We start from the raw sequence: 13175 nt of genomic DNA, 5'->3' as shown, positions 1-13175 counted from the left end.
CCTTTTCGGTGCGATTTTCTTGCCCTTTTTCATAACGTTGACCTCCTTTTTTGGTCAACCTTTTTTATATACGGACATCATTTCTCTGTTCCTTATTCCTTATTTCTCTGTTTCATGGGTTTAAAAAATTTGGAACAATTCCCCTTCCCCCTTATTTTTGCACCCCATTCAGAAATGAATAGGTCGGATTGCCCGATAGTATAAGGGTAGTACAACTGATTTTGGTTCAGTATGTCTTGGTTCGAATCCAGGTCGGGCAACAATCCAAATTATAAACCGCTGTAAGTGAAAGCTTATAGCGGTTTTTGCTTTTAAAACCCTCATAAACTTTTGGAAAGTTTCGGAACTTTCCAAAAATTATATCGCACAAGAAACAGCTATTTACAAATGATAAATGTAAGCGATGGAAGTACCCAATGTTTTGAAATAAATGGCATTGGAGAGTTTTTATCACTAACTCAAGTAGGCACAGCAAATTTGAGTGTTTTCTTTAAGTAACCAAGAACACTAATAATATGCACAAATTTTCTTTATTAATTTACCTTTTTTTATTCTATTTATCTTTACAAGAATGCGAAAGCATCGGTATTCAAGGAAATTTGGTTCGATAAATATTTACAACATGCATTCTCTTACTATATTGATTACCAGCAGCATAACTAAATTAAAATTAGCAATCATAACCAAGTCCCTTTGAAACTGAAACGAACGCAACTCAGTTCCGACAACTGTAAAGAGGCTGTATCAAAAGTCCGATACAGCCTCTTTTTATTCGGGTACCTACCTGATGGAGAAAGTTTTCATTTAGCCGATTCTCAAAGCCTTCTTTTTACTTTTGAGACTTCCTCTTTTTTATTAATACTCTTGTGAAACCCTTACTACATAAGCATTACATGAGAAACCTTCGGCAGAACTACCATTTCTCTATTGATTGTATATTGAACTAAAAATTGTTTCCAGCTTACACATTGAAACCCTTACTAATAAAGGGTTTCATAAGAATACTCATTTTTCTTGTAGAATTTGATTCGAGAAAAAATTTCAGTTTTCTGCATGATTCAAGTCAAGTACAAATACTAAGAAATAAGCCATAAATTTCCAGATTCAAATAATGAATCTCTATATCTAGTTATCAGCAACAGGCACAAAAGTAAACATCCACTTTTTCATGTTCTGCCAATCTTTGCCTTTAAAACTACTCATAGGTAATTTGATAAAAACCTGATTCCATCCCTTATTAAGTTGTATTATATGTGGTTTTCGATATTCGTAGCCCTCATCAATCAATGGTGTTTCCAAATGTCCGATTTTCCCAGCCCGAGACCATTTAGGTGGAAATACTTCTACATAATTTACCCATACTTTACTCCCCTTTTGATCCCAAGCTCTTAAGGGGGGTGAATCTGTAGCCGTTGATCTCGATAGATTATTAAACCCTATCCAAAATTTCTGTTGTGTTTTTGTATCACTCCAGATTGATGTTACTGCGTAATAGGTTTGGTTTTCCTTTGGTTTGTCAAGTGCACCCTTAATCAAAGGATCCCACCAATGTCGTAATATGATTGTGCCGCCAATTTCTTCTTCGCGATACCCACTTAAATCAGCAGAATTTTTATTATTCGACTTTTCTATTATAAATGCACTATCAACGTTCCCTTCATTATTATAAGGGCCAAAGATCTGCCACTTTAGTTGTGTTTGTTTTTGATATGGGAAAGGCTTGTTGTTGAAGAAGAGAAATTTATGATCTAGTAATCTTCCTTCAAATTCAGTAAACCCTGCTTCATTTCCGTCGGAAATATTTGCGACCCATCCGGGTATACCTCCTCCTCTCCAACTTCTTTCTGCAAACGTGACTATACCTGAATATACTGGATTCATATAAAGCATATCTGTCTGTTCTGTTACATTTCGATCATGCCAAAGGCATAGAATCCCTCCAAGAACCTTCTTATCGCCGGTCATTTGTCCACCAATTTGTCGATTGTAAATTGTTACGACACTTTCTAATGGATCCATATGATTCAAATACAAATGCCGAGAATCGATCAATACGATCTGTGTATCGGAAGAAATCCGTTTCAAATCATCCATCCACAGTTGCCGAATAACCGAGGAACTAAAATTACCTCCCGGCTCCCATCCAATCAATTTCTTTCCCCTTTGCTTCAGCAAGGATTCTACTTCAGGAATAAATTGGTAGTTGGTTATTTTGACTTCATCTGCCCCAATATGGAAATATGGTAAATCGTATGTATCGCAAAATTCATTCAACAATTGTTTCACAATAGTTAATCCACTATCGCTCTGCATGGATGTTTTAAAGGCACGTGTGAAAGCCGCACTATGACCAGGCATATCGATCTCTGGAACGAATTGAATATAACGATCCTTACAAAACTCTATCAGTTCTTTAATCTCTTCTACTGTATAATACATCCCTTTATTACGCAGCATATTATCTGGCGCATTGAGTTGGGGATACAGTTTACTTTCAAAGCGCCAAGCAATATCCTCTGTTGCATGAAAATGGAATACATTAAGTTTATAATATGCCATTTGTTCAATTTGCTCTTTCAGCAACTTAACAGACATATAATTTCGACCAACATCAACCATATAACCTCGCCATGCATAGGCAGACCAATCGGTAATTTCACACGCATTAACCATAACCCCATCCCTCATCAATTGTCTTAACGTCTGAATTCCATAAAATATACCCTGTGGTGAATTTGCTGATAAAACAATACTACTTTTTGACACTATCAAAGTATAAGTATCACTTGAACCACTTGTAAGATTAGGTTTATCCAATCGAAGTTCAATATGAATATCATTCGAAATTGTCCCTTTACGGAGATCAATTGGCCATCCTTTATCTTCAACTATTTGTTTCAAAAGCTTTGCTTCTCGAATGATTGTTGAGTCAGAGAAAATGATCGATTTTGCGAGATATAGTGGAAAATACCCCCTTGTCCAATTTAAGTTTTGAGGTTGTGGGATAATTGATGGTTTATCTTGCAGCCCATAAACATGTGGGTAAATCAAATGTTTCCATAACAAATAACCCTCACCGAGTAAATGTAAGCCATCATTAGTAAACTTCTTATCCAACATTCCTTGTTGATTACAGAAATAAGGATATAAATCAACAAATGAATACTGCATATTTGCTTGAGATGTCTTTAGCCTATCATTTACTTTTATAATAGAATCTCTTTTACTTGTATGTCCCGCAAACTTTCCAAACTCATTGGATACAGGTAAAATACTTTGAATAAATACCTGAGTTGAGGGGCTTTCTTGTTTAATAAAAGCAACAGTTAGAAGAATATTTTTTATAACACTATCTGCACTAATTCCTCTTGCTAAATCATTCGTTCCAATCATTAAAAAGATCTTTTTTGGACGACATTTTACAATAGCTCCAATCCTATTTAATATTCCTGCACTTATATCTCCACTAATACCTCTGTTTTTTATGTTTTGATCATGAAATAATTCTGTCCACTCAGCACCATCAGTAATACTGTTCCCAACGAAAATAATATCATTCGTATCAACTGGATGTAGATTAAAGTGATTGACTCGTTGATGATAATAATTTGTGAACTGTACATCATTCACTATCGGAAGCTGCAAATTTGACTGAGATAATACAGGTGTTATAATTAACTGTATCAAAATAGCAATAGTTATTGATCGCATTTTCTAAAGCATTTAATAATATTTATTAAAATGATTTCTGTGTAACAACATGACCAGTCGGCCGAACAATTGTCACAACCGGTCTTCCATTGCTCATATCTTCAACTTCAATATTTATCCGCTGCCCGGGGCTTATATCTGGAAGGTTATAAAATTTTGTTGAAGTATAATTCTCTGCCTTATCTGACACATAAAGTTTATACCCTTTTACAGTATGCTGAGGAAGTCCAATACTACCAAACAGTGTTATACTTAATTTCCCTTTCTTTGATACCCTGATTTGTGATATCTCAACTGGGGACGATAATTCTCTCAATACAGCCATTGAAGGTTTAGGATTACCATACATATCATAAACGCCATGTATCCTTCTTCTATACTTATCATTCTCATTTGTTCCAGGGTAATGTGTTCTATAATCTGTCAAATCAAAATAAATAGCACCTTCGATATAAGATTTACTTTCGTAAATAGACATATGATAGATTAAGTCTTCAATCCGACGTTGATCTCCTCCTTTAAAATTTGGCTCACATAACCCAAACTCAGATATGAAAAAAGGTTTTGTCGGATAACTTAAATGAACACTATCTAAATATGCATGGATCTTCCCAACAGGAATATCCCACCAACTTCCACCATATTCATTCATCATTAAATAATCCCCTGCATCAGCTGCATCTGGAGTAAAAGATGGATTATTATAAAAACTACTAGTAAGGGTGTTACTTACATAAGCTACATATCTACTACTATCAAGTAGTTTAACCTTTTCTATCAAATCTGAGATTAGCTTCTTCATATGTAAGTCCCTCCCTCTTAATTCATTTCCGACACCCCATGAAAAGATACTAGTATGATTATAATAGTTATTAATCATTCTTTCCAATTGTTTGATAGCTATCATCCGAATGGTATCATTAGCGGGTGTTTCTGGTCCCCAAAGTGGCAATTCTTGCTGAACCAATATTCCCTGTCGATCACAGTAATCATAAAATAGTTCATCCTGTTGAAAATGCTGTCGAGTGAAGATTGTATTTACATCCTTCATCAATTTGCATTGACTCAGAATTATTGAATCGGTCTCTGCAAATCCATAATCCGGATTACTGCCAGCAGTCCATTCAACGCCCATCAGCTTGATTCTTTCACCATTTAGATATGTTTTCCCCTCTAAAAATTTCACCTCTCTAAAACCAATTACTGTAGAGACCTTGTCACTTGCCCTCCCTCCTTTCATAATAGTAACATCTACTCTATACAAATTAGGAAAATCGAAATGCCAAGGATTAACCTTTGCCAGATTGAATTCCACTATTGCATCTTTATTTATCCAAAGTGGTTTATAAACATTTTGAAAGACTAAATTTTTACTAACTTGATTTTCCTCTGAGACACTAACAAGCAACTCTATATTCTTATTTGGAATATCTTCCAGCCCTAATTTCAGCTTTAGAGTCCCTGAACTATCAATTAAATTTAAGATTGGTCTTGCATGAATGTAACTGGCATAAGGTCTATCAGTAACAATGAGCGAAACTTTTCGAATAATGCCGCCATCATTTGGCCAATCGAATGAGCTGCCAAACGGCACCTTGTTTTTTCCATAATCATTATTAACAGCAATAGTTATGGTATTTATTACCCCATAATCTAACTTATCAGATAGATCAACAAAAAACTGACTAAATCCATCGCCTATATTTTCTTCAATTTTATTCCCATTAATATATATAACAGAAGTATGATTAATAGCTCCGAACCTGATCCTTACACTTTTATCTTTCCATGTCAAAGGCACCATGAATTTCTTTTGATACCAACCCCACCCATAGTGTCGGTGGTTAGAATCTTCAATATTCCATGTATGCGGCAAATTAAGTTCTGTACTGTTTGTAAATCCTTTTTTAAACCACTGATTTGAAAAGCCAACACCTTCTTTATCAATAGTAAATTGCCACTGATAATTAAAAATGATAGTATCTCTTTGTGCAATTACCTTAAAACTAAAAAGCGACAGAAATACTATGATGACATATTTGTTCATGAGGAATTGATTAAGTCTTAACATTAAACCTGATTATTGCAACTAATACTTCATTAAAATCATAGTTTAGTAAATAGATACCTTAGTCTACAATTATTTCATCTGCAAAAATCCAACCCATTTTACCCTCTCCGCTATGACCTGGTGGACAAATATTATTTTTTGCTGTAACCCTAATATACTTACATGACTGTGCCGGGAATGATGACTTAAAATCAAATAAAATATTTTTCTCGTCTAGAGAATTTGAGTTGTTTATAGTTTGCAATTCAATAAAATCAACTCCATTATTTGATACTTCAAACTTTACACTTTGAGGTAAAAAAATCCAATCACCATAATTTTGCAGACACCCAAGTGTTATGCTTTGGATAGTCTTAAATTCACCCAAATCAATTGTTGCAATTAATGAATTTGAGTTGAAGCCATGCCAATATTTTCCAACTGCCTTTGTAGCCCTTATACCATCTGTAAGGGAATTAGGGCCATCCGCCAAATAGTAACGACTTACAGGGTTGGTGTATAGCACATCCCTTCCAATAGCTTTATGAATAATAAACTTTTGCTGTGAAGGAATACTACTCATGATATTATTATCAACAAGCACCGCTGCATTAAGTATTAAAGTTGAATCGATAGAAATAGGTTCACTAAATATTTTGCTATTAATGTTTGGCACAGACCCATCAGTAGTAAAAACAACCTGTCCGTTGTAGGCTTCTGTTAATAACGCTACTGTCAATTGTCCATTCTTGGATTGTGGCTTTATATCAGCCTTAAAATTCCCTTTACTATAATTCCAACCTTTGTGTTCGAAATAATTAAAATGATATTGTAATTTTTTATTGAACCCATTCCAATTTTTATTTTCTTTTTTACTCCACACCACTTCACTTAGCGCCAACATTCGTGGCAATACCATATACTCAACATGTTGAGTAGTTGGCACATATTCTGTCCATAAGTTGGCTTGGGCTCCTAATATATATTTAGCTTGCAATTCATTTAATTCCTTTGGTATCGGCTCATACTCATAAACTTTTTTAAGCGTATTAAATCCACCAATAGCAATAGGTTCGGTAATAGGATCTCCTTGGTAATGATCAAAGTAAACGGGATTTCCGGGGGTCATTATCACATCATGTGATTGTTTTGCAGCTTCAATACCACCTGCTTCCCCTCTCCAACTCATCACAATAGCGTTCGGAGCAAGCCCACCTTCTAAAATTTCATCCCAGCCTATCAAGGTTCTCCCATTCTTATTCAAATACTTTTCTATCCGCTGGATGAAATAACTCTGCAATTCATGTTCATCTTTAAGACCTTCTTTTTTAATTCTTAACTGACAACGTGAACATTTTTCCCAATGATATTTTGGTGCTTCATCGCCTCCAATATGGATATACTTAGATGGGAAAAGTTGTAAAACTTCATCAAGCACATCCTGTAAGAACATATAAGTGCTATCGCTACCACCACAGAAAATATCTTCAAAAACACCCCAAGTTTCCTGGACTAGCTTTTTTTCGCCTTTCCTTTGCACCAATTGGTTCATAAAAGATGGATTTGCCGGTATGGTAGTAGGTTTTTCAGGAAAGCAACTCAGCCAAGGATAAGCTGCGATAGCAGCTGAAGAATGACCCGGCATTTCAATTTCAGGTACAACAGTGATGTTTCTTAGTGATGCATACGCAACAATATCCCTTATCTCATCTTGTGTATAGAAGCCCCCATAACGAAGGTTATTATTATGTGTACCAGGATATTGCCCAACAATAGTACCATTTCGATAGGCTGCTTTTGTAGTTAAGTGCGGATACTTTTTTATTTCTATGCGCCATCCCTGATCTTCTGTTAAATGCCAATGAAAAAAATTGAACTTATAAGTAGACATAAAGTCTATGTACTTTTTAATAAAAGAAACAGGATAAAAATGTCTGCCAACATCGAGGTGCATACCCCGGTATTTAAAACGAGGATAGTCTGTAATACGTATACAAGGAATTTTTAAAGAAGCTTTATTGTGATTCACAGGCAGCATTTGCAATAGGGTTTGCAAACCATACACAATTCCACCTTTTGAATTGGCTTGAATCGTAATGTCTTTAGATGCGACTTCTATTTGATAACCCTCTTCCCCAAAAGAAGTTAAATTTTGTATGCGCAAGCGAATGGTATTTTGTCCACTCATATTACTTGTCAAATTAACTCCAACCAAATTTCTTAGTTGTTCGTTAAAGAATTGAACAACCTCTTGTAAATCTTTATTTTTTATATCGTATTGTATAACGGTATGAGCTGATAGATTAAAATCACCTGACAAATGCTCTACTTTTACAGGCTGTGGAATAATATTAATTGATTGTTGAGCCAATATAGACATCGGATATAATCCAATTAATAGTATTACTTTTTGTATCCGTCCAAAAAATGAAGCGTTGAGTTGTTTTTTTTGTTGCATAATTTTTATTTAGCTAGCTTAAACTGATTCAGCTTTTGTTTGGGAACTTGGGTGCCACAAATTCCCACTCTCGAATATGTGATGGCTGGTGTTGTTCCTTTAAGATTTCTTCAAAACGTTTTATTAATAATGGATACTGATCAGCAAGATTTACTTTTTCGCCCTTATCGATAGCAAGATTATAAACTTCCCAGGGTGCGTTTATATTTTCTCTCATATTGCTTTTTATACCTTTCCAATTACCTATACGAATAGCAACTTGCCCACCCTTTTCGGGAAATTCGAAGTATAGGAAAGAATGTTGCTTTTGCTCTTTCTTTTTACCTAATAATGTTGGTAAAAAAGAAACACCATCATTATACGGCACTTTTACTCCTGTTATTTCAGCTAAAGTTTCCAATAGATCATATTGTACTGAAACATGATTAGACACTTCCCCTGGTCGAATTTTTCCAGGCCATCTTGCAATAAACGGTTCCCGAATTCCCCCTTCATATAGCTCTTGTTTGCGCCCTCTTAGTCCTCCTGTAAGATTAAAATATGAGGCATTTACACCGCCTACATCAAATGTAGTTCCATTATCACTGCTAAACATAACGAGCGTATTTTCATCTAAATTCAATTCCTGTAGTAATTGCATGATACTTCCAATCTGTTTATCCATATAAGTTATCATGGCAGCATATGTCGACAAAGGATATTTACTTGGTGCATATCCTCCTTTATTCCCATAATAGGGTTGTTCATCAAATTGTCCTATGTACTCATTAATTGCTTCATCCGGTGCTTGTAATGATACATGCGGACCAGTAAATGGGAGGTATAAAAAGAATGGTTTCTTTTGATTTTTTTTAATAAACTCTTGTGCTTTTTCTGCAAATTTTGTTATAGCGTAATCCTTTCCCTTATAATATTTAAAAGCAGAATCGGGGGAATCATTTGGAATAGGTCTGTGTACATAAATGAATGGATTACGAAGTTTATCTTGTAGCCCATTTTCCCATAAATGAGTAGGATAAAAATTGTGGGCTTGCTTTTGACATAAGTAACCATAATAATAATCAAACCCCTGTTTATTTGGGTCTCCTGTTGTATTATTCATACCTAGCCCCCATTTACCAATCATTCCTGTAACATATCCGGCATTTTTCATTAGATGAGCGATTGTAAATGATCCTTCCGGAAGTGGCATTTGTCCGCCCTCATTCTCATCTTCAAACCCTCCTAACTCATAGTTGCCACGTATGTAAGCATGACCAGCATGTTTACCGGTTAGCAGCATAGCTCTTGCCGGCGCACATACCGGAGCAGAAGTATAATGATCTGTAAATCTTATACCTTCCCTAGCGAGTTGATCTAAATATGGGGTTTTGATTTTTTGTTGACCATAGGATCCTAATTCTCCATATCCCATATCATCAGCATAGATATAAATGATATTAGGAAGCTGAGCTATTAATCCACACGAAATTGATTCTAAAAAAATGATGAGTAAAAGATACTTCTTTATCATATAAAATATATCACCTTAAAGTTTAGTAATAGAGTAGAACTTAAAATCGCCATCTTACAAATGCTTCCATAGCTTCATACTCTGCCAAACCAAGCTTATTGTAGAGTTCGGCAGTAGCTCTATTTCTTTCTTCGGCCCTTTGCCAAAATTCACGATTATCTGTACCCTGAAAAACCACACCATCTTTTTGTGATTGATGTTTAAAAATTCCGTATCGTTTTCTCAAAACCTGTTCAGGACTCATAGGCACTGCCATTTCAATAGCATCAATATCCCACTCTGCCCAAGCACCTTTATAGAGCCAAAGCCAGCAGTCTTTCATAAAATCAAGGTGCTTAATGTTTGCTAATGCTGCCAAAATACCATCTAAACAAACTTTATGAGTGCCGTGTGGATCGGCAAGATCACCTGCAGCAAATATTTGATGTGGCTTTATTTGTTGTACCAATGAAGTAATAATTTTTATATCATCTTCTCCAATAGGTTTCTTTTCAACTGTTCCAGTTTCATAAAATGGCAGATTGAGATAGTGAATATTTTCATCGGGTATGCCAACAAAACGGCAGGTATTTCTTGCTTCTCCTTTTCTTATCAAACCTTTTACAAAACGTAATTCCTGAATATCGGGTTCACCACTTTTCTTTTGCTGCAAAAAGGAATCAGTATCGATAAATATTTTTTCGGCATTAGGCGAGTTGATTTGAAATTGCTGATTGAAGTCTTTTACAAACTCAACAAAGCGAAAAGCCTCATCATCAGCCACGGCAATATTACCGCTTGTTTGATAGGCAACATGTACTTCATGCCCCTGATCGGTCAGACGCTGGAATGTACCACCCATTGAAATGATGTCATCATCGGGGTGCGGACTAAATATCAATATCCTTTTTTTTGCTGGCTCTGCTCTTTCAGGTCGATTCGTATCATCAGCATCCGGTTTACCACCAGGCCATCCTGTAATAGTGTGCTGTAGCCAGTTAAAAACTTTTATATTAATGTCGTAAGCAGTGCCATGTAAAACAAGCAAACTGCTTAATCCATTTTCATTATAATCATTATTGGTAAGTTTTAATATTGGTTTATTACATGATATAGCTAACCAAATAACTGCCTTCTTAGTCATTTGCTTTGTCCATTCAACATCTTCTGTTAACCATGGAGCTTTTTTTCTTGTAAGTAATCCGGCAGCTGCATCATCCACCACTAAAGATGTATTTGGATGTGCCTGTAAATAAGAAGCTGGTACAAATTCTGTGACAGGGCCTTCTACGGCCATTTTAATAATATCAGCTTTTCTTTCACCCCATGCCAGCAATACAATCCGTTTTGCACTAAGTATGGTATTTATTCCCATTGTAATTGCCTTACGGGGCACATTCGCTATACCTGAGAAGTCTACCGCAGCATCGGAGCGGGTTATCCGATCGAGTGTTATTAGACGGGTACTAGAACTTATGTGAGAACCTGGTTCATTAAAACCAATATGTCCGTTGCGACCTATGCCCAAAAGTTGGAAATCAATACCCCCAGCAGCTTGAATTTTATGTTCATACTCTTCACAATATTGTTTAATATTTTCCAGACCAATTTGACCATCTGGAATATGGTAGTTTTTAGGTTCAATATCTATGTGATTAAATAAATTCTCCTTCATGAAGTATTTATAACTCTGTATAGATTCACCAGAAATAGGAAAGTATTCATCAAGGTTAAAACAAATTACATTTTTAAAACTTAGACCCTCTTGTCGATGCAAACGTATTAATTCAGCATAAATTTTTTTGGGAGTTGAACCTGTTGACAACCCAAGCACAGCATTAGAACCTTGTTGCTGTTTTAAACGAATAAGATCTGCTATTTCCTCAGCTACCTTTATACACGCTTCTTGTGCTTCCTCGAAAATTGTTACAGGTATTTTCTCAAAAGATGTGAATGGATGAGATATTTGAATGTCTATTAACATATTTATCTGTTTGCTTCTTAAAGTGATCTAATGAGAAATATGAACCATTAAAACTGAATATTACTCCTCAGCAACAAGTTTCTTATCAATGTATACCCAATAAAATCAATTTCTATTGAACTTTTAATTCTATAATAGTGTCGATATCATTTATACGTAAATTATCGAGGTAAATAAAACATCCTTCCGGCAATTGTTTGTATTTAATCCTTTCTTCTTTACCAAACAAAAAAGCTTCTTGTACTTTACCAATAAATCCGGGTAAGAAAATAAAATTGCTACCCGGCTTATTTAATACGTGTACATATCTACTTTTATTTTTAGCCGTTACCACACCCCATTCTTGCAGAGAAATAACATTACCCCTAGTACCATAAATGGTTTTTCCATTTTCTCTTAACCAATTACCTATAAGATTTAAAGTATCAACAAACTCCTGCTGTATTTTCCCATTGGGCATGGGTCCGATATTCAAAAGAAAGTTAGTATTCAGTGCTGCAGCATTCACTAGATAATGAATAAGGTCTTTAACTGTTTTATAGTTATTATCGGTTATATTATAACCCCAAGATCCATTGATGGTTTCACAAGTTTCTAACGGTAGCATTTCGGATGCCTTTTGATAACTTAAACCCGTTTTATTTTGACCAGGCAAATCTTTTTCAAACATCTGAAAGTCTTCTCCTGGCAATGGTTCAAGATGATGGTTATTCCCAATCAAACATTGAGGTTGTAATTTGTGAATAAGCGAATAAATTTCCCCGTACTTCCAGTCAATTCTTGATGACCTATCAGAATGACCTTCCGGATTAGTCTGATCCCAATGTCCGTCAAACCAGATGGACATAATTTCTCCATAGTTGGACAGCAATTCAGTAAGCTGATTTTTCATGAACTGTAGGTAAGACGCGTAATTACTTTTCTCAGTACGACCCGTTCCTTTTCCAGTGCGACCTGTTTCATAAGGATAATCGGTACGATACCAATCGAGGGTAGAATAATATAAGCCGAGTTTTATGTCTTGTTTTTTACATTCATCTGCCAACATTCTCAATACATCCCTACCGTAAGGCGTATTGGTAATTTTCCAATCTGAATATTTTGTATCCCAGTTGGAAAAACCATCATGATGACGGGTAATAAAGACTATATACTTCATACCAGCATTTTTTGCTGCAGTCACCCATTCTGCGGCATTAAAATCTTGTGGATTAAATATATTCTGCAGCCTCGTGTAATCTTTTACTTTTATATTCCTGTTATTCATCACCCATTCACCTGCACCTAAAACACTGGAAGCACCCCAATGGATGAACATGCCAAATTTATTATCCTGAAATTCTTTTCTAGCAGTCAGGTTATCAACCGAAGGAAAATATGACTGCGCATGACTCGGGATCATCCAGTTTAACAGAACAATAAATAAAAAGACCTTTTTCATCTATTAAATAGTTTAATAACTTAAGATTTTTTGAAATTT

General features: G+C 35.3%; 6 protein-coding genes and 1 tRNA gene. 1 reads left to right on the top strand and 6 read right to left on the bottom strand.

Going from position 1 to position 13175, the window contains the following annotated elements:
* Positions 1–189 precede the first annotated feature (189 nt).
* Positions 190–260 (top strand) — tRNA-Gln (locus tag ACTIEV_RS12340).
* Between the two features lie 865 nt (positions 261–1125).
* Here the strand turns inward: ACTIEV_RS12340 and ACTIEV_RS12335 are convergent.
* From ACTIEV_RS12335 to ACTIEV_RS12310, 6 genes are all read right to left on the bottom strand, one after another.
* Complete coding sequence (locus ACTIEV_RS12335; RefSeq protein ID WP_439516582.1) at positions 1126–3711, bottom strand: family 20 glycosylhydrolase; 2586 nt, start codon at positions 3709–3711, stop codon at positions 1126–1128.
* A 25-nt stretch (positions 3712–3736) separates the two neighbouring features.
* Positions 3737–5758, bottom strand: coding sequence for a glycoside hydrolase family 2 protein (locus ACTIEV_RS12330; RefSeq protein WP_439516581.1), 2022 nt, complete (start codon positions 5756–5758; stop codon positions 3737–3739).
* 82 nt (positions 5759–5840) lie between these two features.
* On the bottom strand, positions 5841–8219 hold the full coding sequence (locus ACTIEV_RS12325; RefSeq protein WP_439516580.1) for a glycoside hydrolase family 20 protein: 2379 nt from the start codon (positions 8217–8219) through the stop codon (positions 5841–5843).
* A 28-nt stretch (positions 8220–8247) separates the two neighbouring features.
* Positions 8248–9732, bottom strand: coding sequence for an arylsulfatase (locus ACTIEV_RS12320; RefSeq protein ID WP_250685160.1), 1485 nt, complete (start codon positions 9730–9732; stop codon positions 8248–8250).
* A 40-nt stretch (positions 9733–9772) separates the two neighbouring features.
* On the bottom strand, positions 9773–11695 hold the full coding sequence (nagB, locus tag ACTIEV_RS12315; protein WP_439516579.1) for a glucosamine-6-phosphate deaminase: 1923 nt from the start codon (positions 11693–11695) through the stop codon (positions 9773–9775).
* 112 nt (positions 11696–11807) lie between these two features.
* Positions 11808–13136 (bottom strand): alpha-L-fucosidase, encoded by a 1329-nt coding sequence (locus ACTIEV_RS12310; RefSeq protein ID WP_250685158.1) that lies wholly within the window; start codon positions 13134–13136, stop codon positions 11808–11810.
* Positions 13137–13175 lie beyond the last annotated feature (39 nt).

This window comes from Sediminibacterium sp., assembly GCF_051861365.1.
In the GTDB taxonomy this organism is placed as follows: Bacteria; Bacteroidota; Bacteroidia; order Chitinophagales; family Chitinophagaceae; genus Sediminibacterium.
The sequence above is the reverse complement of the archived record's forward strand: the minus strand, read 5'-3'. Positions and strand labels throughout refer to the sequence as shown.

What these genes read in the sequence shown, in the direction of transcription:
- ACTIEV_RS12330 (WP_439516581.1), bottom strand. Translation starts at nt 5,758, where the DNA reads ATGAACAAATATGTCATCATAGTATTTCTGTCGCTTTTTAGTTTTAAG.
- ACTIEV_RS12325 (WP_439516580.1), bottom strand. Translation starts at nt 8,219, where the DNA reads ATGCAACAAAAAAAACAACTCAACGCTTCATTTTTTGGACGGATACAA.
- ACTIEV_RS12335 (WP_439516582.1), bottom strand. Translation starts at nt 3,711, where the DNA reads ATGCGATCAATAACTATTGCTATTTTGATACAGTTAATTATAACACCT.
- nagB (WP_439516579.1), bottom strand. Translation starts at nt 11,695, where the DNA reads ATGTTAATAGACATTCAAATATCTCATCCATTCACATCTTTTGAGAAA.
- ACTIEV_RS12310 (WP_250685158.1), bottom strand. Translation starts at nt 13,136, where the DNA reads ATGAAAAAGGTCTTTTTATTTATTGTTCTGTTAAACTGGATGATCCCG.
- ACTIEV_RS12320 (WP_250685160.1), bottom strand. Translation starts at nt 9,732, where the DNA reads ATGATAAAGAAGTATCTTTTACTCATCATTTTTTTAGAATCAATTTCG.